This is a genomic window from Flavobacterium sp. AC274 (genome assembly GCF_979258275.1).
This window is the reverse complement of the sequence record NZ_OZ409852.1, coordinates 4,021,177-4,047,749: the sequence shown is the minus strand read 5'-3', so window position 1 is coordinate 4,047,749 and position 26,573 is coordinate 4,021,177. Positions and strand designations below refer to the sequence as shown.

The following is a 26,573-nucleotide window of genomic DNA, read 5'->3' as shown; positions in this document are numbered from 1 at the left end:
ATAATCTTTGAAGATATAAATTCGTGAATTCGTGGCGAAAAAAATCTATGAAACTTTGGGAAAAAGGAATACCAACAGATAAACAAATCGAACATTTCACAGTAGGAAATGACCGTGAACTTGATTTAGTGTTGGCAAAATACGATGCTTTAGGTTCTATTGCACACGCCAAAATGCTTGGGCAAATTGGTTTATTAACTCAGGAAGAAACTACTTCTTTGGTTGATGCCTTAAACGATATCATTGCAGATATTGTCGTTGGAAATTTTGAAATCGAAGATAGTTTTGAAGACGTACATTCTAAAATAGAATATTTATTAACGGTAAAACTTGGCGATGCAGGAAAAAAATCCACACCGCGCGTTCTCGTAACGATCAGGTTTTAGTTGATGTTCATTTGTATTTAAAAGACGAATTAAAAGCTTTAAAAGAACAAGTAAAAACATTGTTTGACTTGTTAATGGAATCGGCAGAAAAGCACCAAAATGTTTTATTGCCAGGTTATACACATTTGCAAATCGCAATGCCATCATCATTCGGAATGTGGTTTTCTGCTTATGCAGAAAGTTTAATCGATGATGTAACGATGTTGAATGCGGCTTCAAAAATTGTAGATCAGAATCCGTTAGGTTCTGCAGCAGGTTACGGAAGTTCGTTTCCAATTAACAGAACGTTTACCACTCAGGAATTGGGTTTTGAAACCTTAAAATTCAATGCTGTTGCTGCACAAATGAGTCGCGGAAAAGCAGAGAAAACTGTTGCTTTTGCCATGAGTAGCGTTGCAGCAACTTTATCAAAGTTTGCAATGGACGTTTGTTTGTATATGAGCCAGAACTTTGATTTTATCAGTTTGCCGGCACATCTTACAACGGGTTCGAGCATTATGCCTCACAAGAAAAACCCTGATGTTTTTGAATTAATCAGAGGAAAATGCAACAAAATTCAGGCACTTCCATACGAAATCACTTTAATTACCAATAATTTACCAAGCGGTTATCACAGAGATTTACAGCTTTTGAAAGAAGGTTTGTTTCCGGCACTTCAAAACTTAAAAGCCTGTTTGGATATTGCTATTTTTTCGGTAAAAGATATTACGGTAAAAGACAATATTTTAAAAGACAAAAAATACGATTATCTTTTCACGGTTGATACTCTAAATGAAATGGTTGTAGCCGGAATTCCATTTAGAGATGCATACAAAGCCGTTGCAGAACAATTGGAAGCAGGAACATATCAATCTCCAAAAGAGACAAAACACACGCACGAAGGCAGTATTAATAATCTGTGTCTGGATGCTATTAAAGATAAAATGAAAGCCGCTTTTTAAAAGTATTTCATTCATAAAAAAGGCCGATTTGTATTTGCAAATCGGCTTTTTTATATAAGTTAAAGTTAGTTAACTGTCTAGCTTATTTACAGTTTAATCGGATTTGCGTAGTAAAATACACATGATATTTTTAAATTCAGGAATTCTATTACAACTAAAAAAATATTTTTCTAAAAATTAATAAAAAGCAAAAGGTTTAAAGTACTTATTTTCTGATAGTTAATGTTTTTTTTAATTCTGACTGCTCAAATTGGCGGTTTTTTCTGTTAAAATATTATTAAAATTTTTCAATTTTCAGATTATATTCGCACCAAATTTAAAAATTTATGAAAATGAACATTACAAAAAAATTTGCAGTAGTATTATTTATTTGCGCATCAATCTTCACTGGTTGTTCGAGTGATGATGACAAAAATGAAACTGAAGTTGTTGATACAGCAACTTTAAAAACTTTTAAAGATGTAACTTTTTCTTTAGATTATTCTGAAGGATTTGATGCAGGACGTTTCTTCTCAACAGAAACTGGTAAATCTTATAAAAAGAGCCAAATTGACGCTGCTACTTTGCCAAAGGTTGATATAGCTTTTTACGGAGGTAGTTCTTCTTTGAATTTTTTCGTTAGCCCTAATGATTCAGAAGATGGTCTTGGTAGTACGGCAACAAATACTGATTTCATTAATTATGTTACAAATCAGTATACTATTGACCAATTCAATAAATTGGAAAAAGGAGAAGATTTAAATAGTTTAACTATTACTGATGATGGTGAAGCATTTCCAGATAGTAAATTGCCACTTGTAGTTTTGTTTAAAAATGCTGCTGGTAAAAAAGGAGTTATCTACGTTAAATCTGTAACTAGAGTGGGTTCTAATCCTAGAATTGTTGTAGATATTAAAATCCAAAAGTAATTAAGAATCATATCTAAATTATAATATTTAAATGCGCCAGTAGTTTCTGGCGCATTTTTTTGAATAAATCAGTTCTCAATTTTAAATAGAAAAATTCAGGCGAAATACATACATTTGAATAATTAGTTATCTTAAATTTATACTATGATAAAATTTGAAGAGCAGGCAACACAAAAACTTTTAGATAAAAATCTAATTACTGAAAATCAATATCAGGAAATTACAACTTACCGCGGTCTGAATATTTTTTCGCTTAATGCCGAATTAAAATTTTTTCTCTATTTATCTGTTTTACTTTTTACTTCGGGAATTGGAGTCTTAATCTATAAAAACATTGACAGTATTGGGCATATCGCTATTCTTTCGATTCTCTTTGTACTTATTTGCGTTTGCTTTTATTATTGTTTTAAAAATTCAAAAGGATTTCAAAAAGCAGAAACGGTTTTCGAAAATCCTGTTTTAGAATACTTGGTTTTGGCCGGCAATATTTTGACTTGTATTTTTATAGGATATCTACAGTTTCAGTATGAGGCATTTGGTACGCATTATGGTTTGGCAACTTTAATTCCAACAATAGTCAGTTTTTCCTGTGCTTATTATTTTGATAACAAAAGCGTTTTAGCCATTGCAATAACTGGTTTGGCAGCTTATATTGGGCTTTCGGTAACACCTCAGGATTTATTAAAAAACATTAATTTTTATGAAGACCAAACTTTAAGCTATTCAGCAATAATGTTAGGCGTGTTACTGATTTTATGGACAGTTTATAGTTCAAGAATCCAGTTAAAAACACATTTTAATATTATTTATCTAACTTTTGCTTTGCATATTATAAGCATTGCAGCAATTAGTAGTCTGATCAATTATTTTGAAGATATAGTCTGGTTGTTTTTTGTGATTGCTTTGGCCGGGTCTTCTTATTATTTCTATAAAATCAGCTATGAATATAAGGCAATTTCGCTATATGTCTTTATGATTATTTACGCTTACATCGGGATAAACATATTCATTTTCAGAGTTTTAGAATTTATGGATTTTCGAGATTTATGGATATTTATTATTATAGCACTTCCAATATATTTTATTGGTTCTATAATATTGTTTATTAAACTAATTAAAAATTTCAATAAAGAAATTGCAGCATGATAGTATACGATAAAAATTTATTAGATAATTTAAGCCTTGTCGAAGAGGCAAAGTCTTTACAATCGGCTGGTTTTATTAGTAAAGAACAAAAAGATTTAATCAAAAAAGAATTACCGGCTTTTAAAAGGCAAAGTAATATTTTGGTGCGATTAGGATTCTTTCTTTTAGGAGCATTTTTATACATTTCAATTTGCGGTGTAATTTCATTAGTGGGTTTAAGCGGCGAGAGGATTTTTTTGAAATTTGCTGCTATATTTTTGCTGTAGTTGGTTTTGCTGTCGCAGAGTTTCTGGCAAATCAAAATTATTATGAACATGGTTTAGATGATGCTTTTATTTTAGGAGCGCTCTTAAATGTAGGTTTTGCTATTGGTATTACGACTGAAGGCTATGAAATAGTAATTGCTTTTTTTGTTGCAATCGCTTCATTTATGATGTATAAAAGATATTTGCATTTAGTGTCAATGCTTATTTTCTGTATTGCTGTTTCTGCACTTTTATTTTACGGAATGTTTGAGTTTGGTGCCATCGGAAAAGCAATACTACCATTTATTGCTATGCTATTTGCCGCAGGTTTTTACTTTTTACTAAAAACTTAATCAATAAACTAACTGAAAGTTATCATTATAAAGGTCTTTTGTGGGCAAATACTTTCTGTTTAATTTTGTTTTATCTTTCTTGTAATTATTTGGTAGTAAGAGAACTTTCAGCAGAACTTTTAGGAAATGAAGTTCTTCCCGGACAGGATATTCCGTTTTCTTATTTCTTCTATGCTTTTACGTTTATTGTTCCGGCTATTTATTTGGTACAAGCTATAAGGACCAAAGACAGAATTATGCTTTGGATTAGTTTTTTAGCCATCGCTTTTTCAATTTACACAATACGATTTTATTATTCTGTTTTGCCAATAGAAGTGGCGCTAACACTAGGCGGAATGATTTTATTTACGGTAGCTTATTTTTCAATAAGAAAATTAAAAAATAATGAAGTTGGAGTGACTTTTAAACCGGACAGAATTAATAACTCAAATGCTTTATTGAATGCCGAAGCTTTAATTGTAGCGTCGACTTTCGGTTTAAAACCAGAAGTAAAAACAGAATCTCCAATGGAATTTGGAGGGGGAGGTTTTAGCGGAGGAGGCTCCGACGGAAGTTTTTAATTGTTTTACCATTAAGAGATTAAGAAAATAAAGTTTAGTCTTAATGAATCTTAATCTCTTAATGGTGAGAAATTTAAATTTAATGTTAAACTTTACTTTTCAATGCTTCTGCATCAATATCGCTGTGTGAGACATCATAAACCGCTTTTCCGTTTTTGATTAAAATCAATTGAGGAGATTCGTGATATACATTAAATTTTTGCGCAATTTCATTCGAAATATCACGGTGTGCAATTAAATCAAGAAAGTAAGCATCAACGGTATCATTTAATTCAAATTCACGTTCAAATTGTTTTAAAGCCATTCGGCTAATACTGCATCTTGTGCTATGTTTGAAAATAACAACAGGCTTTTCATTAGAAATAGCTTCAATTTCCTGTAGCTGTAATACATCAGTCAATTCTGTCCAGTTTACATTGCTTTTAGGAGAATCTGTATTCTCTGAATTTCCGAAGATTGAATTTAAAAAACTCATATTTGACTTGTTTTATGACTTTTTGACGTTAATAATTAGCTAAAAAGCTATTTTAAGTGCCATTTTGTCTGTAATTTTAGTATGGAATGTATTTTGAAATATAGAAGCAAAGTTAGCTTATTTAAAGTTTAAAACTTAATGCAATAAATTCTAATTTTAATTTAATCGAATATCAAAAATAAAAAAATCAATCATAAATCGTAAAAAATATGAACATAAATAAATTTACAACTAAATCGCAGGAAGCCATTCAGCTTTCACAGCAACTCGCACAACGCAACGGGCAGCAACAAATAGAAAACGAACACATTTTTAAGGCTATTTTTGAAGTAGATGAAAATGTAGCGCCTTTTATTTTGAAGAAGCTCAACGTAAATGTGCCTTTGTTTTTGCAAATTTTAGATTCAACAATTCAGAGTTTTCCAAAAGTTTCAGGAGGAGATATCATGCTTTCCAGAGACGCCAATAAAGCTTTGAATGAAGCTGAAATTATCGCGCAAAAAATGAACGATGAATATGTTTCGATCGAACATTTAATTCTGGCAATTTTCGATTCGAAAAGTAAAGTAGCCCAAATTTTAAAAGATCAGGGCGTAACCGGAAAAGCCTTAAAAGCTACAATAGAAGAACTTAGAAAAGGCGAAAGAGTAACTTCAGCATCTGCAGAAGAAACCTATAATGCCTTAAATAAATATGCTAAAAACCTAAACGAATTAGCAAAAACAGGAAAACTGGATCCCGTTATTGGGCGTGACGAAGAAATTCGTCGTGTATTGCAGATTCTAACCCGCAGAACAAAAAATAACCCAATGTTAGTGGGTGAACCCGGAGTTGGTAAAACTGCTATTGCAGAAGGTTTGGCGCACAGAATTGTAGATGGCGACGTGCCTGAAAACTTAAAAAACAAAATTGTTTTCTCACTAGATATGGGAGCGCTTATTGCAGGTGCAAAATACAAAGGAGAATTCGAAGAACGTTTAAAATCAGTTGTAAAAGAAGTTACCGCTGCCGAGGGAGATATTGTTTTGTTTATTGATGAGATTCACACGCTTGTAGGCGCAGGTGGAGGTGAAGGCGCAATGGATGCGGCAAACATCTTAAAACCGGCTTTGGCTCGTGGAGAATTAAGAGCAATTGGGGCTACGACTTTAGATGAATATCAAAAATATTTTGAAAAAGATAAAGCCTTAGAGCGTCGTTTTCAAAAGGTTTTGGTTGATGAACCGGATACTGAAAGCGCGATTTCAATTTTACGTGGAATCAAGGAAAAATACGAAACGCATCATAAAGTTCAGATTAAAGATGAGGCAATTATTGCGGCCGTAGAACTTTCGCAGCGTTATATTACAAATCGTTTTTTACCGGATAAAGCAATCGATTTGATGGACGAAGCAGCTTCTAAATTGCGTATGGAAATCAATTCTAAACCAGAAGAACTAGATGTTTTAGATCGTAAAATCATGCAGTTGGAAATTGAGATCGAAGCCATTAAACGTGAAAAAGAAGAAAGCAAGCTGAAAATCCTTCACATGGATTTGGCAAATCTGAAAGAAGAACGCAACGAAATTTATACGAAATGGAAATCTGAAAAAGATGTTGTAGACGGAATTCAGGCTGTAAAATTAGAAATTGAAGATTTTAAATACGAAGCAGAACGCGCAGAGCGTGACGGAGATTACGGAAAAGTAGCCGAAATTCGTTACGGAAAAATAAAGGAAGCACAAGAGCGTCTTGATGTTTTACAAAAACAATTACAGGAATATCAATCTGGTAATTCATTAATTAAAGAAGAAGTTACCCGCGAAGATATTGCCGAAGTTGTTGCAAAATGGACAGGAATTCCGGTAATGAAAATGCTTCAGACAGAGAGAGAAAAGCTGCTTCATCTTGAAGAAGAATTGCACAGAAGAGTTGTAGGTCAGGAAGAGGCAATCGAAGCTGTGAGTGATGCCGTTCGTAGAAGTCGCGCGGGTTTGCAGGATATGAAAAAACCAGTTGGAACATTCTTATTTTTAGGAACAACCGGAGTTGGTAAAACCGAATTGGCTAAAGCATTGGCAGAATATCTTTTTGACGATGAAAATGCCATGACGCGTATTGATATGAGCGAATACCAGGAACGCCACAGTGTGAGCCGTTTGGTTGGTGCTCCTCCGGGATATGTGGGTTATGATGAAGGTGGACAGTTGACAGAAGCTGTTCGTAGAAAACCATATTCAGTGATTTTATTAGACGAAATAGAAAAAGCACATCCGGATACTTTCAATATCTTATTGCAGGTTCTTGATGAAGGCCGATTGACAGATAACAAAGGTCGTTTAGCCGATTTTAAAAATACGATTATCATCATGACATCTAACATGGGAAGTCAGATTATACAAGAAAAATTTGAAAATCTAAAAGGAAGTGTCGAAGCTGCAACAGAAGCTGCAAAAGTGGAAGTTTTAGGATTATTGAAACAAACTGTTCGCCCGGAATTTATAAACCGTATCGACGAAATCGTAATGTTTACGCCGTTAACAGTTGATAATATTTCAAGAATTGTGAGTCTACAACTGAAGAGCGTTAGCAAAATGCTGGCTTTACAAGGCATTACAATGGATGCAACTCCAGAGGGAATCAAATATCTTTCAGACAAAGGTTATGATCCTGAATTTGGTGCAAGACCGGTAAAACGTGTGATTCAGAGAGAAGTTTTGAATCAATTATCAAAAGAAATTCTCGCGGGAAATATTACAACAGACAGTATTATTTTAATTGACGCTTTTGATGGTAAATTGGTTTTTAGAAATCAAACACAATCTGTTGAGTAATTTTTTTGTTAAAAGATAATGAAAAACACCAGTCGTAAAGATTGGTGTTTTTTTTGCGTATTTTTTATGATTCTTTACATCGTAACAATATTTTCCGTAAGAAATTAATATATATTTGAAGGAAATAAGTAACTATCAATCCAATTATATGAAAAGAAACCAACAGACTTTTTTATTTTATTTATTACCAGTATTTCGTTTATTACCAGTAGTTATTCACAACAAAGTGTAGTAGTTGCCGGAGGAAAAGCTGAAGGTTCGGGAGGAACATCGAGTTATTCGATAGGGCAAATTGTCTATACAAGTTTATCAGGTACAGATCAATATGTTGTGCAGGGTATTCAACAGCCTTATGAAATAACTACATTGGGAAATGAGGAATTTACCGGAATCAATCTTGCCCTGACTGCATATCCAAATCCTACTGTTGACGTGCTTAATTTAGTGGTAACAACAGATAAATGGGATAATCTATCTTATAATTTATTTGATATAAATGGAAAAACAGTCTCCAAAAATTCACCCATTACAACCTCTGAAACAACTGTTCCTATGCAGGGATTAAATCAGGGAATTTATTTTCTGGCAGTAAATAGTAGCAACAAAACAATCAAAACTTTTAAGATTATAAAAAAATAACATTTTAATCAGCAGAAAAACATGAAAAAAATTACTCTCGCATTACTATTATTAAGTTCTTTTACAATTTTATTTGCACAGGCTCCGCAAAAAATGAGTTACCAATCTGTTATTCGTAAAACAGACGGATCATTGGTTATAAATACTTTAGTAAGTATAAAAAGCAGCATTTTATTAGGTTCGGCAAGCGGTACGGCCTCTTATGTAGAAACACAAACTACAACCACTAACAATAATGGATTAGCAACAATAGAAATAGGAGGCGGAACACCAGTTACGGGAACTTTTGCAGCCATAGATTGGGGTGCAGGATCACATTTTATAAAAACTGAAATTGATCCGGCAGGGGGAAGCAATTATAGCATTAGTGGTACAAGTCAGCTTTTGAGTGTGCCATATGCATTATACGCGGGAAGTAGCCAAAATAAAGGGAAAACGAGTATCGTAATTACAGGTGATATTACAGATGAGCAGGCAACAGCCAAAATAGTGGCTGAATTTGGACCAAATACAGAAAATGTTTATGTTAATGGTACAACAAATTTGACAACTTTAAATTTAAGTGTAATAAAAAATTTAATAGAATTAAATATAAGCGATAATTTAAAATTAGCAACCATAAATTTAAACAGTCTTACTGAAGTTTATAATGATTTTAGAATAGGTAATAACGAAAAACTTACTTCAATTTTAATTCCTGTTTTAAAAACGATACACGGATTTGATAATGATATTGTGGGGAATTCATCTTTAACATCTATTTCCTTACCAATGTTAACTAATGTAAAGGGAATTTATTTTAGTAGTAACCCTATTCTTAGTTCTATTGATTTACCATTATTATCTTCAGTTTACGCCAGACAAGGAAGTCTTAATTTTAATAATAATGCACTTCCAAGTTCTCAGATAAATTTGATTTTAAATAGAATCTTAAATATTTCTCCATCTTCAGGAAAATATATCCAATTGCAAGATCAAAACCCACCTGCCTCACCTACAGGACAGGGGATTATAGATAAAGCAACTTTGATAAATACAGGTAATAGCGTTTCAACAAATTAAATTTTTGAATCATTTTGATTTAAACAAAAACATCAGCCAGGCTGGTGTTTTTTTGTTCATAATAAAATCCGTGAATCATGAAACTTTTTTCAAAATTCATATAAAATAATTTTCTTTTTGAATTCTGATATTTACTATAACTTAAAATCAAACGTTATGAATAACTTATTTAGAGGATTATTGGCTGGTTACGGCGCAAAAAAATTAGGAGGCGGATGCTTCGGAACTATTTTTGTATTTATTATTATTTGGGTGCTTTTAGGGCAATGCAGTCATTAATTTGTAGAAATTAATTAATTTAAAAGTATTAAATTCGCAAAAAATAAAAATAAAATGGCATCAGGTTTTTTCGTACTATTAGATGATATCGCAGCAATTATGGATGATGTTGCAGTAATGAGCAAAATTGCAGCAAAAAAAACTGCCGGTATTTTGGGAGATGATTTAGCTGTAAATGCCGAAAAAGCTTCAGGATTTGCATCATCAAGAGAGCTTCCGGTGTTGTGGGCAATTAGTAAAGGTTCACTTCTTAACAAAATTATCATTTTGCCAATTGCATTTTTATTAAGTGCATTTTTACCCGTTGCAATCATTGTAATCCTTGTACTTGGAGGATTATTTCTGGCATACGAAGGAGCAGAAAAAATATACGAATTTATTTTTCCCCACAAGCACGAAGAATCAGAAGGAATAACAGAAGAAGTTTTAACAGAAGAAGAAATTCTGGTTGTTGAAAAAGGTAAAATAAAGTCAGCAATTGTAACCGATTTTATATTATCTGTCGAAATTGTAATTATCGCTTTAGGAACAGTAATCGATGAGCCTTTGATGCAACAAATCGTGGTAACATCAATAATTGCCGTAATTGCAACAGTTGGAGTTTACGGTATTGTCGCTCTGATTGTAAGAATGGATGAAGCGGGTTATAAACTTATTAAATTTAGTAAAAGAGAAAAAAGTATCTCAAAATTTATAGGTAACATATTGGTAAAAGCGCTTCCATTGATTATTAAAAGTTTAACCGTAATTGGTACAATTGCATTGCTTTTAGTTGCCGGAGGTATCTTCGTTCATTATATTCCATTCTTCCATCATGTAGTGCCTGCAATTAAACTGCCTTCTATTTTAAAAGAATTTGTAATCGGTCTGGCATTAGGATTTGTCGTTTTAGGAATTGTAAATCTTTTCAAAATGATATTTAAAAAGAAAGAAGTGGCAAAATAATTGATAGTATAAAACGTTGATTTGTTGTTGATTATTTTTAAAAATTCAATTTTAACAATTTTTTCAAGCAACCAAAACAACTTATTAGTATCTATGTAAAAAATAAGAATAAACAATCACCCTATGAAAAAATTTAAATTACAATCCATTGCACTTATAATGTTATTCGTAACTGTGTTAACTTCATGCAGCAGTGATAATGATACGGCTGAAGATCCAAAAGTTATTTATAAAACAGCTTATGCGACATCTGTTGTAGGTCCTACAACTGGAAAAGTAGGTCAGGAACTTAGTTATGATATAGAGTTTACGTCGGAAAATGGGTGTGGAGAATTTCACCAATTAGTAGAAGTAGAATATAATAAAGTTCTGGTTTATCAGGTAGAAGCTCAGTATCCTATAGCTACTTGCGCAAAAACAACTCCTGAAAGAAGAGTAACAGTATATAAAATTACTCCACAAACTAAAGGAACTTTTTATTTAAGACTTGCCAAATCAGAAACAGAATACATTTCAACAACAGTTGTTATTGAATAATTTATTTTAATAAATTAATATTTTAAAACCGTTTTATAATTCATTTTATAGAACGGTTTTTTTATTTTTTGAAGCAGAAGAATTGTTTTCAAAAGAACATCAGTCCCGCTATTCGCTATATCTTTTTCTGTCCGCCGCGGCGGACAGAAAAAGGATATCGCTGCTATCGGGGCTATAAGAGACGTTTAGTTTTCATAAGACCGTATTAACTCCCTTTGCCATTCCTCTAAAAATTACTATTTTTGCACTTCTAAAATTTTATGTCATGCCGAAAAGAAAATATAAAATAGCCGTTGTTCAGTTGAATCTTAACGACGTAGCCGAAAATAATCTTAAAAAATGTATCAGCTGGGTAAAAGATGCAGCCAATAAAGGTGCCGAAGTGATCTTATTACCTGAATTATATAGCAGTCATTATTTTTGCCAAAGCGAAGATGTAGACAATTTTGCATTGGCAGAACCACTTTACAGTACTTCATTTATTGCTTTTAGCGAATTGGCAAAAGAATTAGGAGTTGTAATTATTGTTCCTTTCTTCGAAAAAAGAATGGCCGGAATTTATCACAACAGTGCTTATATTATAGATACAGACGGAACAGAAGCTGGTTTATACCGTAAAATGCACATTCCGGACGATCCTCATTTCTATGAAAAATTCTATTTTACTCCGGGAGATTTAGGATTTCAGGCAATTGAAACCAAAAAAGGAAAAATTGGAACACTAATTTGTTGGGATCAATGGTATCCTGAAGCAGCTCGTATTACAGCTTTAAAAGGAGCAGAAGTTTTATTTTATCCAACAGCAATTGGATGGCATCCAAAAGAAAAAGAGCAATACGGAGAAAATCAATATGGCGCATGGATGAATGTTATGAAAGGTCACGCTGTTGCTAATGGAGTTTTTGTTGCCGCTGCAAACCGAATAGGTCTAGAGCAATATATTGATGGAACTGACGGAATTCAGTTTTGGGGAGCTTCATTTATAGCCGGTCCTCAAGGAGAAATTTTAGCTCAGGCATCTCACGATAAAGAAGAAATTTTAATTGCCGAAGTTGATTTGGATTTACAGGAAAATGTGCGTCAGAACTGGCCATTTTTCAGAGACAGAAGAATTGATGCTTTTGGGGATATTACAAAAAGAGCGATAGATAAATAATATGTTTTAGATAAATAAAAAAAGGACAAAATGAAAATTTTGTCCTTTTTCTTTGCAAAGAAAAAGGCGGTTTCAACTATTTGAAACCGCCTTTTTTTGAAATTAATATAGATTCTGATTTATTATTTCACTTGAAAAGTAACTCTTCTAACGATTTGACGTGCTTCTTTAGAATTTTTATTCACAGAAGTATCTTCACCATTAGCGATTACATTAAGTCTCGAAGCATCGATTCCGGCATTTGTTGCCACTTTTTTCACGGCTTCAGCTCTTTTTCTTGATAATTCGGTATTGTAACTTGAATTTCCAATTTCGTCAGCATATCCAATGATATCTGCAGATTTTCCAGGATTGTTTTTCAAGTATTTCACTAAGAAATCAACACCAGATAAAGACGCATTCGTTGGTTTAGAAGAGTTAAAGTCGAAGTATACATTTACGTATCCACCGTTAATTAATTCTTCTACAGTATTGTTTGTTAGATTATTATCGCCTTTTTTAGCATAAGTTTTGTCTAAATAGCTTTCTAATTCATCAGGAACACCATTTTGGTTGGTATCGATAGATTGTCCTTTTGTATTTACAGCAACACCAGTAATACTATTTGGTTCTAAATCGTATAAATCAGCAACGCCATCTTTATCAGTATCTAAAAGTCCATTTTCGATAAGGCCAACTCTGTCTTCTAATTTATTTAATCTATCATTTTCTTCCGCATACCAGTCAGCATGTTTTTCATTTTTACCTAAGTAAAAAGTCAAACCAACAGATGCGTTTAATAATATACCATCTAATGATCCTGTTCTTGCTTGTCCCATTCCGTCAAAGTTCCAGTTTTGTCTTCCATTTACAATTCCGGTTAAATCTCCTGTTAAGGCAACTCTGTTACTTAATTTAATTTGTCCTGTTAATCCCAAAATCCCATGTCCCATGTAATCTTGTCCGCCATACCCGGTTTCAGTGCTAATTTGTGAAACACCAACACCACCATGTGCTAATATGCCTATTGTATTTGTCCAAGTCTCAAAATTTAAAGCTCTACCAAGGTTTATTACACCTTGTAAACTTGTTCTAACATATCTGCTTTCAAAGTTTGGTGTGTCATCACGTTCCTGGAATTGATCATATCCCACGTCTAATTTCATACCAAAAGTTGGACTAAACATATATCTTACCCCAAGGTCTGCGTGGAAAGGGTTAAGTGTAGCGGTAGAGTAACCAGGAGTCATAGCTCTCAATGGTTTTCCGACACCGCCATTCAATTCAATAGACCATTTGTTATATGCAGGTATTTCAACAGAAGGTTGATTAGATGTTGTTGCCACATTTTGAGCTCCAGCCGCAAATGATAATAGTAAAATTGATATGGAAGCTAATTTCTTTTTCATGATTCGTTTAATTTTAAATTTGTTTTGGTGAGGTATTTCTAAACTCACCACAAATTTAGAATATGAATTTCAGAATCAGCTTCTATATATTTAATGTCAATATTATATAATTTCCACCTTTTAATTTGTTTTTGTGAGAATATGTTAAATAAATCTAAAAACAGGGGAAAAAGCAAAAAGCGAACAAAGTATTTTGTCCGCTTTTTTTATTAACTAAGTATAAATTTACTTTAAATCAGGCTGATAAATTTTAATAGTTCCATCACCTTCGCTGCTTACAACAAGTAAACTTCTTTTAGTTGGACTTTTTGAAGCAGGAATAAATAAAACTCCTTCTGGTGCATCGCCAGTTTTTACGGTTTGCAAATATTGTGGAGATGCAGGATTGGTAACATCATAAGTCATAAAAGCATCAGATCTTTCAAGACCAACAAACAATATATTTTGATTTCCCATTTTTGCAACAACAACAGCTTCCGGCTCAGAGCCTTTATCATCACTACGTTTATCATCATAAGTTCCTAATTCATTTGTTTTTTTGTCGACATCATTTTTACTGTCATAAACGATTTTCCCGGTATTTCCATTCCATATTGTAAAAGAACGTGTACCAAAAGCAACCATTTCATCCAGATCTCCATCTCCGTCAGTATCGCCCATATCGGCAATAAGGTTTAATCTTCCTAAATTAGTTTCTAATTTTAAAGTAGCAGCATCAGGAAAAACAGTAGCGTCTAATGTCATGTCTTTCATTCTCTTGATATCTGTGTTTGCAGTGTATTCTCTCGCATCACCTTCATTAACAGTAACAAAATAAGGAACATTGTTTGCAGAAAAATGACTAATAGCATCAGGCATAAACATACCTTTTACTTTCCACGGATTAAAAGCAATTTTATCATCTTTATCGCTTACGTCAATCGCATTGTCTGCCGTATTAAAATCTTTAAAACCTAGCGGATAAATTGCTGTAATAGTTTTTGAAGTTAAATCAACTTTTGCAACACCATTATTTTCCTGCAAGGTTATCCATGCCGTTTTAGAATCATCAGAAATCGTTACATATTCCGGCTCAATATCCTGAGCAAAACTTTTAGCAACTTTTGAAATTCTGAATCCGTCTTTTTTCAAAGTTTCGGCCTGACCGCTAAAAGAAGCGAAATCAAGAGTTGTAACGGCATAATTATTAGCTACTTCTATAATGGAAATTGTTCCGTTTGGATCCTGAGAATAATCAGTATTTGGTTCACCTTCATTTGCAGTCATGATATATTTTCCGTCTGGCGAAAAAGTAATCATATCAGGTAAAGCACCCACAGTAACTTGCTTTATTAAACTATAATCGGTCGTGTTAAAAACAACAACTTTTCCGTTTCCTTGTTTATTAATGGTTGATTCCAGTGCAACAGCCAGTTTCCCGTCATAAACAGAAACACTATTTGAAGCACCTTCATAAGAAGTTAAATCAATTTTACCAATCTTAATCGGTTTTGTCGGGTCAGTGATATCAATTACATCAATTTGATTTGTTCCGCTATTGTTTACCGTAAATAATCTTTTCGTTTTTTCATCATAAGCCGAAATTTCTGCAGCAGCTTCTCCGCCAATCGTTATAGAACCAATTTCTTTAAAGGTTGCAGGATTTTCATTTACAACAACTTCCGGTTCTTCGTTGTTAGAATTCTCGTCATTATTACAGCTTGCAAAAATGGTTATTAATGCTAATAATGAAAGACTTACTTTTTTCATATTACTTTAGTTTTTAGTTTTGCCAAAAGTAATTAGCGATTGTAGCGTGTATATTAAGGCTTCATTATTTAATCTTTAACTTAATTTTTAGACGATAATGCTACAAATATAGATTTGAAGTCTTTTAAGCTATTTTATAATCCTTACGAATGATTATCTTTGTACTCTTTAATTTAGAAACTTTTTTATGACCACAAATAATAGAAGATTTCCGGCAGAATGGGAAAAACAACAAGGAATTGTATTGTGTTTTCCGCATAACGGAAATGATTGGCCGGGAAAATATGAAGCAGTTCAATGGGCTTTTGTAGAATTTATTAAAAAAGTAGCCACTTTTGAAACCGTTTTTTTGGTCGTAGCCGATGAAAAATTAAAAGAGAAAGTAGCAGGAATGCTTGAAAGCGCTCGTGTAAACCTTGTAAATATTTCGTATATCATTCATAAAACAAACAGAAGCTGGATGCGTGATTCCGGACCAATTGTTGTAAAAAATGGTTCGAAAAGAGAAGCATTAAATTTCAATTTTAATGGTTGGGCGAAATATAAAAATTACCAGTTAGATAAATTTGTTCCGAGTAAAATTGCTGATTTTATTGAAGTTCCGCTTACACAAGTAATGTATAAAGGAAAACCGGTTATTGTTGAAGGTGGTGCAATTGATGTAAATGGGAAAGGAACACTATTAACTTCTGAAGAATGCTTGATGCATCCATCAATTCAGGTTAGAAATAAAAACTTTACCAAAGAAGATTACGAAGCTGTTTTTAAAGAATATCTTGGCGTAACAAACGTAATTTGGTTAGGAGACGGAATTGAAGGCGATGATACGCACGGACATATCGACGATTTATGCCGATTTGTAAATGAAGATACCATCGTAACAATCGTTGAAACAGACAAAAATGATTCAAATTACAAACCTTTACAGGATAATTTGAAACGTTTGCAAAACGCAAAATTAGAAGACGGAAAATCGCCAACAATTGTAGCGTTGCCAATGCCAAAACGTGTTGATTTTGAAGATCTAAGATTACCGGCAAGTTATGCTAATTTCTTAATTCTCAATAATTGTGTTTTAGTGCCAACATTCAACGACAGCAACGATCGTGTGGCTTTAAATATACTTTCAGAATGTTTTCCGGATAGGGAAGTAATTGGAATTAGCTGTATCGATTTCATTTGGGGATTCGGGACTTTGCATTGTTTGAGTCAGCAGATTCCTGCTTAATTTTTTGCTCCCCAAAGCACAAAGACACTAAGTTTTTTAAGTTTAAATTTATTCAATAACTTCAAGTTTTTAACTGGAAGGAAAAATAACCTTTCTTAATATTATTTGGGCTGTCACTTTTATTGGCAGCCTTTTTATTGACATATACTTAACATACTGGCTGGCGAACGTCCCAATAACATTCTTATATTCGTGTATTCAATAAATGCAGAAATGCAGATTCAATTTTTTTATGAATAAAATATTTTTTATCTTTTCCATGCTTTTTGCAGGAACTCTTTTTCCACAGACTGCTCCACAAAAAGAACTTACATTTGCTACCTATAATGTGAGTATGGAATCTGAGAATTATTTTCCAAGAGGCACAAAGGGAAATTCAGAACAGGTATTGATCAATCAGCTTCATTCAGGAAATAATGTTCAAATCAGAAATATAGCCCAGATTATTCAGACCGTAAGACCGGATGTTATTCTGCTAAACGAGTTTGACTACATTAAAAATCCTAAACTTGGTGTAAAGGCATTTATTAAAAACTATTTAAAAGTGAGTCAAGGCGGAGCAAAGGCTATTGATTATCCGTATTACTATTACTCAACCGTGAATACCGGTCAGTCAAGTCCTTACGATTTGAACAATGACGGAAAGTTGGAAAATTTCGGAAATGATGCCTGGGGATTTGGTATGTATCCAGGTCAATATGCGATGATGCTTTTGTCAAAATATCCTATTGATGTTAAGGCAGTCCGCACTTTTCAAAATTTCAAATGGAAAGATATGCCAGGGGCATTGCTTATCAAAAAGCCGGATGGATCGGATTGGTATAGCAAGGAGGCATGGGAGCTTTTTCCATTATCTTCCAAATCTCATTGGGACGTTCCTGTTAAGATTAACAAAAAAACGGTTCATATTTTAGCCAGCCATCCCACTCCTCCTTCTTTTGATGGTGCTGAAGATCGTAATGGGAAAAGAAATCATGATGAAATCAGATTTTGGAGAGACTATATTTCAGACAATTCTGCTTCGTACATTTATGATGATAGAGGCGTAAAAGGCGGTTTGCCTGCGAATTCTCAATTTGTTATAATGGGTGATCAAAATGCTTCGCCGGTTGAAGGTAACGCTATTACTGAAGGTATAAAGTCATTACTTGCTCATCCGAAAATTAATAGCGAGTTTACACCTGCCAGTAAAGGTGGTGCTGAATACAGTCCTGAAAATCCTTTTGGTGTTAACCATACAGCCTTTTGGAGAATGCGCGCTGATTATGTGTTACCTTCTAAATTTGGTTTTAAGGTTATCAACAGCGGTGTGTTCTGGCCTGCAAAAGTTGAACTAATGTCAGAATTGGTTGAAAAACGTGAATCAAGTTCAGATCATCGTTTAGTTTGGGTGAAGGTTCTTTTGGAGTAAATAACTCTTTCTTGTATCAAACATAAAAAAACCTTGGTTCTCACCAAGGTTTTTCTATTTTTATATTTCTTCAGATTTTTTATCTGCTCTTCAAGGTCTGATAAAAGGAGGCAATAGTTGACTGCAAACTTCACCAAAACCAATTCTAACTTCGGCATTTTCGCAGAAACCTCTAATGATTACCGTATCATTATCTTCGATAAATTTACGTTCGCTACCATCTTTTAATTTAAGTGGATTTTTTCCGCCCCAGGTTAATTCTAACATTGAACCAAAACTATCCGGAGTTGGACCAGAAATAGTTCCTGAACCCATCATATCGCCAGAATTTACACGACACCCATTGGAAGTATGATGCGCCAATTGCTGTGCCATAGACCAGTATAAATATTTGAAATTTGATTTAGAAACAACAGTTTCTTCCTGATCTTCAGGTTGTATTGAAACTTCTAAATGAATATCAAAAGCTTTTTTTCCTTTAGTTTGTAAATAAGGAAGCGGCGACGGATCTTGTTTAGGACCTTTAGTTCTAAAAGGTTCCAAAGCATCCATAGTAACAATCCACGGAGAAATTGACGTCGCGAAGTTTTTAGCTAAGAATGGTCCAAGAGGCACATATTCCCATTTCTGGATATCGCGCGCGCTCCAGTCATTCAATAAAACCATTCCGAAAATATAATCTTCGGCTTCATATGTAGGGATATTTTCCCCCATTATATTAACGTCAGTTGTTATAAAGGCAGTTTCCAATTCAAAATCTACTAAACGAGACGGGCCAAAAACAGGGTATTTTTCGCCTGCAGGCAAAGTTTGTCCCATTGGTCTGTGAACCGGAATTCCAGAGGGAACAATAGTTGAACTTCTTCCGTGGTATCCTACAGGAATGTGTAACCAGTTTGGCAACAATGCATTTTCAGGATCACGAAACATTTTACCTACGTTTGTAGCATGTTCTTTACTGGAGTAAAAATCAGTATAATCACCAATTAAAACAGGCAATTGCATCTCGACATCGTCGATTTTAAAAATAACAATATCTCTGTCTTTTGTTGAATCCCTAAGTTTTGGATTTGTTTCGTCGAAAATTTCAGCGATACGGTTTCGAACCAAACGCCATGTTTTTTTCCATCAGAAATAAAATCATTTAGCGTGTCCTGCATGAACATATCATCGGTTAAATCTATTCCTTCAAAATAGTTTAATTGTTGTAAAGCCCCTAAATCTATAGCGAAATCGCCAATTCGAGTTCCTACTGTAACGACATTTTCTTTAGTAAGAAATACACCGAAAGGAATATTTTGAATAGGGAAGTCACTATTTTCTGGTACTTCTAACCATGATTTTCTTTTGGTATCGTTGGCGGTTATTGGCATGTGAATGTTAATTATTTGTTGAAAAATTCTATGTCAAATATATCATAATCTAACAGTTTGACAAACGTTTTTTTGTATTTTTGCAGGAAATTAACGAAAAACGAAAAAATGCAACGCGACGAACAAATTTTTGACCTTATACTAGAGGAACAAGACAGACAAATTCACGGATTAGAACTTATCGCTTCTGAGAATTTTGTAAGTGATGAAGTAATGGAAGCAGCTGGTTCTGTTTTAACTAATAAATATGCTGAGGGGTATCCTGGCAAAAGATACTACGGCGGTTGCGAAGTAGTTGACGTTATTGAGCAAATTGCTATTGACAGAGCAAAAGAATTATTTGGTGCTGAATATGCAAACGTACAGCCTCACTCAGGTTCACAGGCAAATACAGCAGTTTATCACGCTTGTTTAAATCCTGGTGATACTATTTTAGGTTTTGATTTATCTCACGGTGGTCACTTAACTCACGGTTCTCCGGTAAACTTTTCAGGTCGTTTGTACCGTCCGGTTTTTTACGGCGTAGATGCAGAAACTGGCCGTTTAGATTATGATAAAATTCAGGAAATTGCAACAAAAGAACAGCCAAAACTAATCATCGCAGGAGCTTCGGCTTATTCTCGTGATATGGATTTTGAGCGTTTCAGAAAAATTGCTGACAGCGTAGGAGCAATCTTATTTGCTGATATTTCTCACCCGGCAGGTTTAATTGCTAAGGGATTAATGAATGACCCAATTCCACATTGTCATATCGTTTCTACAACAACACACAAAACATTGCGTGGACCACGTGGAGGTTTGATCTTAATGGGGAAAGATTTTGAAAACCCACAAGGATTAAAAACTCCAAAAGGAGAAATCAGAATGATGTCATCTTTATTAGATCTTGCAGTTTTCCCTGGAAATCAAGGCGGACCTTTAATGCACATTATTGCTGCTAAAGCGGTTGCTTTTGGTGAAGCGCTTAAAGATGAGTTTTTTACATATGCTATGCAATTACAAAAAAATGCAAACGCTATGGCAGATGCTTTTGTAAAAAGAGGATACAAAATTATTTCTGGCGGAACTGATAACCACATGATGCTTATTGATTTAAGAAATAAAAATATTTCTGGTAAAGAAGCTGAAAACGCATTAGTAAAAGCAGAAATCACAGTAAATAAAAACATGGTTCCGTTTGATGATAAATCACCATTTATCACGTCTGGAATTCGTGTAGGAACAGCTGCAATCACAACTCGTGGTTTAGTTGAAGAAGATATGGAAACTATCGTAGCTTTAATCGACAGAGTACTTGCTGACCACACAAACGAAGCAGTTATCGAAGAAGTAGCAAACGAAGTAAACGAAATGATGAGCGAAAGACCGATTTTCGTATACTAATTAAAAAGGTTGAAACTTAATTGTTTCAAGTTTCAGGTTTCAAGTTTAAAGTTTTGTGACGCGTAATAAATACGTAAACAAAACTTTAAACTTTTTTCGTTCCTAAAAGAACTTGAAACAAAGAAAACTTGAAACAAAATAAACAAAAATATTATGGGTGTATTAAGATTACAATTGCCAACAGACCCAAGATGGGTAAATATTGTAGAAAAAAACATTGAAGAAATCCTGACAGATCACGCTTGGTGCGAGCAAAAAGCAGCAACAAACGCTATAACCATTATTACCAATAACTCTGAACATCAGGATTTGGTTAAAGATTTATTGGCTTTGGCCAAAGAAGAAATTGATCATTTTGAGCAGGTTCATAATATAATTATCAAAAGAGGATTAAAACTAGGCCGCGAACGCAAAGACGATTATGTAAATGAATTGTATTTATATATGAAAAAAAGCGGAGACGGAAGTCGTGTTTCTGGTCTTGTAGAAAGATTATTATTCTCAGCCATGATCGAAGCCAGAAGCTGCGAACGTTTCAAAGTTTTATCTGAAAATATTCAGGACGAAGAATTGGCCGTTTTCTACAGAGATTTAATGGAAAGTGAAGCCGGACATTACGTTACATTCATCACATACGCAAGAAAATATGGCGTTGGAATTGACGTAGAAAAACGTTGGAGAGAATGGTTAGCTTATGAAGAATCGATCATTACCAACTACGGAAAAGGCGAAACGATTCATGGATAAATTTATTAAAATTCCAATTTTTTAAATTCCAAATTCCAAAATTGAAGAAACTTTGTGAATCTCTGAGACACTTAGTGTATCTCTGCGAAATTTCTAAAATAAAAAATCCGCATAAATCCGCGTCTTCGCTTAGCGAACCTGCGTCATCCGCGTGCCATTTTAATTCCAAATTTACCACAAAGTTTGGCAATCTAAAATCAAAAATTCTTACATTTGAAAGTAACCAAACTCCAAACTCATGAGAATAGAAACTGATCTCAAATTAGGATTTAAAGATGTAATGATCAGACCAAAAAGATCAACACTAAAAAGCAGATCTGAAGTCTCTTTAGAACGAAATTTTAAATTTTTGCACAGCACCACAAATTGGACAGGAATTCCGATTATGGCAGCGAACATGGATACAGTTGGAACCTTTGAAATGGCAGAAGTTTTGGCGAAAGAAAAACTTTTTACAGCCATTCACAAACATTATTCACCAGAAGAATGGAAGACTTTTTATCGAAAGTTACACTGGATTTCTACGATTATATCGCTATTAGTACCGGAACCGGAAAAGAGGATTTTGCTAAAATTGGTCAGATCATTACAGAAAATCCTTTGCTTAAATTTATTTGTATAGATGTAGCAAACGGATATTCAGAACATTTTGTTCAGTTTTTAAAACAAACCCGAAAACAATATCCTGATAAAGTTATTATTGCCGGAAATGTCGTTACCGGCGAAATGGTCGAAGAATTATTATTGGCTGGAGCCGATATCGTAAAAGTCGGAATTGGACCTGGATCTGTTTGCACAACGCGTGTAAAAACCGGAGTTGGATATCCTCAGCTTTCCGCAATTATAGAATGTGCCGATGCTGCTCACGGTTTAGGTGGACATATTATAAGCGACGGCGGTTGCAGTACACCGGGCGATGTAGCCAAAGCTTTTGGAGCAGGATCCGATTTTGTAATGCTGGGCGGAATGTTAGCCGGACACATAGAAAGCGGAGGAGAGCTGATCGAAATTAATGGCGAAAAGTTCAAGCAATTTTACGGAATGAGCTCAACAACAGCAATGGACAAACATGTTGGCGGAGTAGCAGAATATAGAGCAAGTGAAGGAAAAACAGTTAAAGTTCCTTTTAGAGGAAAAGTCATAAATACAGTTTTAGACATTTTAGGCGGATTAAGAAGCACCTGCACTTATGTTGGTGCTTCAAGATTGAAAGAATTAACAAAACGAACGACTTTCATCCGCGTAAGCGAACAGGAAAATCAAATTTTCACCAAATAATAAAAGCATTTTATATAATATGATTACAATTACAGAAGCAACTATAAGCGATATTAAACAAATTCAGAATATAGTACATATAACATGGCCAATTACTTACGGTGAAATTTTATCTAATGAACAATTAGATTATATGTTGGATCTTTTTTATTCTGATGAAGCTTTAACTCTTCAATACAATAAAAAAGAACAATTATTTTATATGATTTATGAAGATCAAACTGATAATATAGGATTTATCGGAATTGAACATAATTATAACGGAGAAGCTGTAACCAAAATTCATAAAATATATCTTTTACCAGAAACTCAAGGAAAAGGAATTGGTAAAAAAGTGATTGATGAAATTGGAATATTAGCCTTAAAAAATAATTCAAAAACGTTATTATTAAATGTAAACCGATTTAATTCGGCTTTAGGTTTTTATAAAAAAATAGGTTTTGAAGTTATTGATGAAGTAAATATTGAAATTGGAAATGGTTATTTGATGGAAGATTATGTGATGGAAAAGCCATTGTGATTATTCTCAATGATTGCATTTATTCTTTTTATAGATTAAAATAGATAACTCTATCTATTTTTATATCTTTGACGAAAAAAGAAAATGAAACAGAAAAGCAGTGTAAAAGAACGAATCCTTGATACAGCATCCCATCTGTTTTATCACCAAGGATATAACAGTACAGGAATTAATCAGATAATTTCTGAGGCGGGTATTGCGATAGGTTCACTTTACAAACATTTTCAATCTAAAACCGATTTGTTGTATCATTACCTTGAGCAACAGGAAATGGAGTATTTTGCTAATCTCGACGATTATTTGAAAGAGGAAAAGCAACCACTAAAAAAACTTCTAAAACTAATCGATTATCGTGTAAAAATGCAGGAAGTAGCAAACTGTTCAGGATGTCATTTTATAAAAATTAATGCTGAAATTGGACGAGAGGATAAGAAAATAGAGCATCTTATTGCAAACCATAAACAGCGTCAACGAGATTACATTGCGTCTTTAATTAATGAAATTAGCGCCATACAAAAGCTTCCAATGGAAAAAAATATTCTGGAAAATAGTATCTTTTTAATGATAGAAGGCGCCGCAGTATCGGCAAGTATATATGGAAATACTAATGATTTTAAAGCTGTAAAAAAAACTATTAATCAACTTTTCTAATTTTTTTAATTAAAAATAGATAGACTGTTCTATATATTATGAAAAATAAAAAATACATTTCATTGCTTATATTGCTATTGGCACATTTGCTTACTATTTTGGATATTTTTATTGTAAATATCGCTATTCCGTCTATTCAACAGGGACTTGGCTCAAGTAATGGAAAAATCCAATTGGTTGTTGCAATGTATATGGTTGGGTTTGCCTCTTTCCTAATAATTGGTGCCAAAACAGGAGATTACTTTGGGCGAAAAAGAATTTTTATTTTAGGCATAATTCTATTTATGCTTACTTCTGCAGGATGCGGCTTTGCCGCTACAACAGATCAGCTTATTGTATTGAGGTTTTTTCAAGGAATAAGTGCCGGCTTAATGTCTCCACAAGTGCTTTCTTATATACAGGTTCTTTTTATAGATCATAAAGAGCGTACGTATGCTATTGGATGGTACGGAATTGCAATTGGTATTGGCACCATGTCAGGACAGTTTTTAGGTGGTTTTCTTGTAGAATTAAAACCATTTTTGATTGACCAATCTTGGAGATATATCTTTCTTATTAATGTTCCTGTTTGTGCATTATCTATTGTACTTGCCATTCGCTATCTTCATGAGTCTAAAGATTATTCTTCTACAAAAATGGATTATTTAAGTGCCTTTGTATTATGTATAGGACTCGTGTTATTAATTTTTTCCATTGCTGTCGGATTGGAACAAAGCGATTTGGTTACCATTACTTTTCCTATATCAATAGTATTTCTTACGGCTTTTCTATACAGACAAATGAGAAGAAAATCAATGAAAAAAGAACCATTATTAAACATGGAACTTTTTACTAACAAGAGTTTTAATATGGCAGTTTCGGCGGCGGCACTTTTTATGATTATGCTTGATGCTTATTTTTTTGTGCTTGCGATTTTTTTACAGGATGGGCTTCGACTGTCTCCAATGCAGGCAGGATATTTTATTGTATTTCAGGGAAGTGGTTTTATTTTCGCCTCTTTTTTTCTGCCAAATTGGTGCTGCGTTTTGGTAAAGCTGTACTAATTTTTGGAGTTTTGCTTCTTATGATTGCCCTGATTTTACAGCTGGTATTATTTTACTATCAAATAATTGATTTTAAAGGATATGTAGTGATGTTACTGCATGGCTGCGGTGTTGCATTAGTTTTGCCTTCATTTGCCAATATCGCGCTAAAAAACTTACCCCAAAATATGATTGGAAATGCCTCTGGTGTTTATTCTACCTTACAGCAATTGTTTGGTGCTTTGGGAATTACAATAACAGGAAGTGTATTTCTTTATTTCAAAAAAAGAAACACAGATTTTGAACATTTTTATAATGCTTTTTATTATGGAACTTTTATCCATTTGTCTTGTTTAACAAGCGTATTGCTGATTTTATTTTTTTTACCAGAATCAATTCTTCCAAAACATAAAAATAATAATAAAAATCAGTTATAACTTCTCCTTAACTCACCACAATATCATGCTTAAACAGCAACCCTTTCACGTCTTTCAAAGCAAAAACAGCTTTCTTTAATTTAGTTTTCGATGGATCAATAGTGTAATTGTAACTCGTTTTAAAATCGGCTTTGTTGGCGATAGCTTTGTCGAATTCGGATCGGTATAAATCACAATTCTCGAACAAAACACTTGTAAGGTCGGTTGCCATAAAATCTACGGCAATTAAACTGCAATTGGTAAACGTCGTTCCTTTAATTTTTAAAGTATAAAACTTCGAAAAATCCAAAATGCAATCGTGAAAATGGACTTCGAAAATAAGTTTGTCGCACATCGCAAAATTCACTTCTTTAATTTCACAGCGATTAAATGTAGCAGTTCTGAAAGCTACATAATTGATTTTGGCTTCATTAAAAATACAATCATTAAAAACACAGTCAATAAAAGTGACTGCGAGAAAAGTACAGGCAGAAAAATTACAATTATTAAAAATACAGCATTCAAAATCCTTAAAATTAAGATCGTCCTTACCATAAGTAATGGTATTATATTCTTTATCAAGGAAATATTCTGATTCTTTTTTCAATGCTGGCTTGCTGATTATTTTAAAGCGAAATTATAATAATTAAATCAGATAATTGATTTCTTTTAATACTTCTCTTTTATAATGTTTACTTGAGACATCGATTTAATTTGTAAGTATATTAGTGTAAGATGTTGAAAATAAGACTTATATTTACGGTAAGGTTAATTATTATTCCAAAAAATTAAAGCTTTCAAATGGTAAAATTTTTAAAAAATAATCTCTTTCAGAAAAAATATAAAATCTTCGGATTGTTATTTTTCATTTCTTTTACCTTATTTGCTCAAAACGATTCTATCAGTAAAGAACTTTGCCCGCCAAAAACAATATTAGAAATCTTTAAAAAGAGAGATTCTGT

The 26,573-nt window shown here is 33.4% G+C and carries 21 protein-coding genes and 4 pseudogenes; 20 read left to right on the top strand and 5 right to left on the bottom strand.

Annotated features, from left to right (window positions below; translation table 11 throughout):
• Positions 1 to 47 precede the first annotated feature (47 nt).
• The 5 genes and pseudogenes from argH to ACZZZT_RS18320 all read left to right on the top strand — a co-directional run bounded on the left by argH (position 48) and on the right by ACZZZT_RS18320 (position 4,539).
• Positions 48 to 1,327: pseudogene (gene argH / locus ACZZZT_RS18340) on the top strand (argininosuccinate lyase).
• A gap of 332 nt (positions 1,328 to 1,659) precedes the next feature.
• Positions 1,660 to 2,235, top strand: a complete 576-nt coding sequence (locus tag ACZZZT_RS18335; protein WP_302095618.1) for a hypothetical protein — start codon at positions 1,660 to 1,662, stop codon at positions 2,233 to 2,235.
• Positions 2,236 to 2,379: 144 nt separating this feature from the next.
• Positions 2,380 to 3,381 (top strand): DUF2157 domain-containing protein, encoded by a 1,002-nt coding sequence (locus tag ACZZZT_RS18330; protein WP_463461469.1) that lies wholly within the window; start codon positions 2,380 to 2,382, stop codon positions 3,379 to 3,381.
• 190 nt (positions 3,382 to 3,571) lie between these two features.
• Entirely contained in the window at positions 3,572 to 3,979 is a 408-nt protein-coding gene (locus ACZZZT_RS18325) for a hypothetical protein (RefSeq protein ID WP_463461468.1), read from the top strand.
• Positions 3,980 to 4,068: 89 nt separating this feature from the next.
• A complete protein-coding gene (locus ACZZZT_RS18320; RefSeq protein WP_463461467.1) occupies positions 4,069 to 4,539 on the top strand; it encodes a hypothetical protein in 471 nt (156 codons plus the stop codon).
• Positions 4,540 to 4,624: 85 nt separating this feature from the next.
• Here the strand turns inward: ACZZZT_RS18320 and ytxJ are convergent, their stop codons facing one another.
• Complete coding sequence (ytxJ, locus tag ACZZZT_RS18315; RefSeq protein ID WP_042564394.1) at positions 4,625 to 5,014, bottom strand: bacillithiol system redox-active protein YtxJ; 390 nt, start codon at positions 5,012 to 5,014, stop codon at positions 4,625 to 4,627.
• A gap of 209 nt (positions 5,015 to 5,223) precedes the next feature.
• Between ytxJ and clpB the strand changes: the two genes are divergently transcribed.
• The 7 genes from clpB (at position 5,224) to ACZZZT_RS18280 (ending at position 12,445) form a co-directional block, all read left to right on the top strand.
• On the top strand, positions 5,224 to 7,827 hold the full coding sequence (clpB, locus tag ACZZZT_RS18310; RefSeq protein ID WP_073393759.1) for an ATP-dependent chaperone ClpB: 2,604 nt from the start codon (positions 5,224 to 5,226) through the stop codon (positions 7,825 to 7,827).
• Positions 7,828 to 8,157: 330 nt separating this feature from the next.
• A complete protein-coding gene (locus ACZZZT_RS18305) occupies positions 8,158 to 8,466 on the top strand; it encodes a T9SS type A sorting domain-containing protein (protein ID WP_463461466.1) in 309 nt (102 codons plus the stop codon).
• Between the two features lie 21 nt (positions 8,467 to 8,487).
• A complete protein-coding gene (locus ACZZZT_RS18300; protein WP_463461465.1) occupies positions 8,488 to 9,528 on the top strand; it encodes a hypothetical protein in 1,041 nt (346 codons plus the stop codon).
• Between the two features lie 156 nt (positions 9,529 to 9,684).
• Positions 9,685 to 9,807: a hypothetical protein gene (locus tag ACZZZT_RS18295; protein ID WP_042564396.1), complete on the top strand. Its 123-nt coding sequence runs from the start codon at positions 9,685 to 9,687 to the stop codon at positions 9,805 to 9,807.
• Positions 9,808 to 9,861: 54 nt separating this feature from the next.
• The gene (locus ACZZZT_RS18290; protein ID WP_463461464.1) at positions 9,862 to 10,752 is read left to right on the top strand and encodes a DUF808 domain-containing protein; all 891 of its coding nucleotides are present in this window, start codon (positions 9,862 to 9,864) and stop codon (positions 10,750 to 10,752) included.
• A gap of 123 nt (positions 10,753 to 10,875) precedes the next feature.
• Positions 10,876 to 11,289, top strand: a complete 414-nt coding sequence (locus ACZZZT_RS18285) for a hypothetical protein (RefSeq protein WP_463461463.1) — start codon at positions 10,876 to 10,878, stop codon at positions 11,287 to 11,289.
• Positions 11,290 to 11,554: 265 nt separating this feature from the next.
• Complete coding sequence (locus ACZZZT_RS18280; protein WP_042564399.1) at positions 11,555 to 12,445, top strand: carbon-nitrogen hydrolase; 891 nt, start codon at positions 11,555 to 11,557, stop codon at positions 12,443 to 12,445.
• 122 nt (positions 12,446 to 12,567) lie between these two features.
• Here the strand turns inward: ACZZZT_RS18280 and ACZZZT_RS18275 are convergent, their stop codons facing one another.
• Complete coding sequence (locus tag ACZZZT_RS18275; protein WP_463461462.1) at positions 12,568 to 13,833, bottom strand: OmpA family protein; 1,266 nt, start codon at positions 13,831 to 13,833, stop codon at positions 12,568 to 12,570.
• 225 nt (positions 13,834 to 14,058) lie between these two features.
• Positions 14,059 to 15,582 carry a choice-of-anchor I family protein gene (locus tag ACZZZT_RS18270; RefSeq protein WP_463461461.1) on the bottom strand — a complete coding sequence of 508 codons (1,524 nt, stop codon included), beginning with the start codon at positions 15,580 to 15,582 and terminating at the stop codon, positions 14,059 to 14,061.
• A gap of 187 nt (positions 15,583 to 15,769) precedes the next feature.
• Between ACZZZT_RS18270 and ACZZZT_RS18265 the strand changes: the two genes are divergently transcribed.
• The gene (locus ACZZZT_RS18265; protein ID WP_463461460.1) at positions 15,770 to 16,810 is read left to right on the top strand and encodes an agmatine deiminase family protein; all 1,041 of its coding nucleotides are present in this window, start codon (positions 15,770 to 15,772) and stop codon (positions 16,808 to 16,810) included.
• A gap of 232 nt (positions 16,811 to 17,042) precedes the next feature.
• Positions 17,043 to 18,221, top strand: coding sequence for an endonuclease/exonuclease/phosphatase family protein (locus tag ACZZZT_RS18260; RefSeq protein ID WP_463461459.1), 1,179 nt, complete (start codon positions 17,043 to 17,045; stop codon positions 18,219 to 18,221).
• Between the two features lie 90 nt (positions 18,222 to 18,311).
• On the opposite strand, the pseudogene fahA reads toward ACZZZT_RS18260, so the two are convergent.
• A pseudogene (gene fahA, locus ACZZZT_RS18255) lies at positions 18,312 to 19,594 on the bottom strand (fumarylacetoacetase).
• 108 nt (positions 19,595 to 19,702) lie between these two features.
• Here fahA and glyA point away from each other — a divergent pair.
• The 6 genes and pseudogenes from glyA to ACZZZT_RS18225 all read left to right on the top strand — a co-directional run bounded on the left by glyA (position 19,703) and on the right by ACZZZT_RS18225 (position 25,632).
• The gene (gene glyA / locus ACZZZT_RS18250; protein ID WP_073393767.1) at positions 19,703 to 20,977 is read left to right on the top strand and encodes a serine hydroxymethyltransferase; all 1,275 of its coding nucleotides are present in this window, start codon (positions 19,703 to 19,705) and stop codon (positions 20,975 to 20,977) included.
• 153 nt (positions 20,978 to 21,130) lie between these two features.
• A complete protein-coding gene (locus ACZZZT_RS18245) occupies positions 21,131 to 21,724 on the top strand; it encodes a MiaE family protein (RefSeq protein WP_073393768.1) in 594 nt (197 codons plus the stop codon).
• Between the two features lie 238 nt (positions 21,725 to 21,962).
• Positions 21,963 to 23,002 (top strand): annotated as a pseudogene (locus ACZZZT_RS18240) (GMP reductase).
• A 19-nt stretch (positions 23,003 to 23,021) separates the two neighbouring features.
• A complete protein-coding gene (locus ACZZZT_RS18235) occupies positions 23,022 to 23,522 on the top strand; it encodes a GNAT family N-acetyltransferase (RefSeq protein ID WP_463461458.1) in 501 nt (166 codons plus the stop codon).
• A gap of 84 nt (positions 23,523 to 23,606) precedes the next feature.
• Positions 23,607 to 24,173, top strand: a complete 567-nt coding sequence (locus tag ACZZZT_RS18230; RefSeq protein WP_463461457.1) for a TetR/AcrR family transcriptional regulator — start codon at positions 23,607 to 23,609, stop codon at positions 24,171 to 24,173.
• Between the two features lie 38 nt (positions 24,174 to 24,211).
• A pseudogene (locus ACZZZT_RS18225) lies at positions 24,212 to 25,632 on the top strand (MFS transporter).
• Between the two features lie 7 nt (positions 25,633 to 25,639).
• On the opposite strand, the gene ACZZZT_RS18220 reads toward ACZZZT_RS18225, so the two are convergent.
• Complete coding sequence (locus ACZZZT_RS18220) at positions 25,640 to 26,218, bottom strand: pentapeptide repeat-containing protein (RefSeq protein WP_463461456.1); 579 nt, start codon at positions 26,216 to 26,218, stop codon at positions 25,640 to 25,642.
• Positions 26,219 to 26,573: the final 355 nt, after the last annotated feature.

Coding starts and splice junctions, on each gene's coding strand:
- ACZZZT_RS18285 (WP_463461463.1), top strand. CDS start 10,876: ATGAAAAAATTTAAATTACAATCCATTGCACTTATAATGTTATTCGTA.
- ACZZZT_RS18270 (WP_463461461.1), bottom strand. CDS start 15,582: ATGAAAAAAGTAAGTCTTTCATTATTAGCATTAATAACCATTTTTGCA.
- ACZZZT_RS18290 (WP_463461464.1), top strand. CDS start 9,862: ATGGCATCAGGTTTTTTCGTACTATTAGATGATATCGCAGCAATTATG.
- ACZZZT_RS18265 (WP_463461460.1), top strand. CDS start 15,770: ATGACCACAAATAATAGAAGATTTCCGGCAGAATGGGAAAAACAACAA.
- ACZZZT_RS18235 (WP_463461458.1), top strand. CDS start 23,022: ATGATTACAATTACAGAAGCAACTATAAGCGATATTAAACAAATTCAG.
- ACZZZT_RS18275 (WP_463461462.1), bottom strand. CDS start 13,833: ATGAAAAAGAAATTAGCTTCCATATCAATTTTACTATTATCATTTGCG.
- ACZZZT_RS18280 (WP_042564399.1), top strand. CDS start 11,555: ATGCCGAAAAGAAAATATAAAATAGCCGTTGTTCAGTTGAATCTTAAC.
- clpB (WP_073393759.1), top strand. CDS start 5,224: ATGAACATAAATAAATTTACAACTAAATCGCAGGAAGCCATTCAGCTT.
- ACZZZT_RS18300 (WP_463461465.1), top strand. CDS start 8,488: ATGAAAAAAATTACTCTCGCATTACTATTATTAAGTTCTTTTACAATT.
- ACZZZT_RS18295 (WP_042564396.1), top strand. CDS start 9,685: ATGAATAACTTATTTAGAGGATTATTGGCTGGTTACGGCGCAAAAAAA.
- ACZZZT_RS18260 (WP_463461459.1), top strand. CDS start 17,043: ATGAATAAAATATTTTTTATCTTTTCCATGCTTTTTGCAGGAACTCTT.
- ACZZZT_RS18245 (WP_073393768.1), top strand. CDS start 21,131: ATGGGTGTATTAAGATTACAATTGCCAACAGACCCAAGATGGGTAAAT.
- glyA (WP_073393767.1), top strand. CDS start 19,703: ATGCAACGCGACGAACAAATTTTTGACCTTATACTAGAGGAACAAGAC.
- ytxJ (WP_042564394.1), bottom strand. CDS start 5,014: ATGAGTTTTTTAAATTCAATCTTCGGAAATTCAGAGAATACAGATTCT.
- ACZZZT_RS18230 (WP_463461457.1), top strand. CDS start 23,607: ATGAAACAGAAAAGCAGTGTAAAAGAACGAATCCTTGATACAGCATCC.
- ACZZZT_RS18335 (WP_302095618.1), top strand. CDS start 1,660: ATGAACATTACAAAAAAATTTGCAGTAGTATTATTTATTTGCGCATCA.
- ACZZZT_RS18330 (WP_463461469.1), top strand. CDS start 2,380: ATGATAAAATTTGAAGAGCAGGCAACACAAAAACTTTTAGATAAAAAT.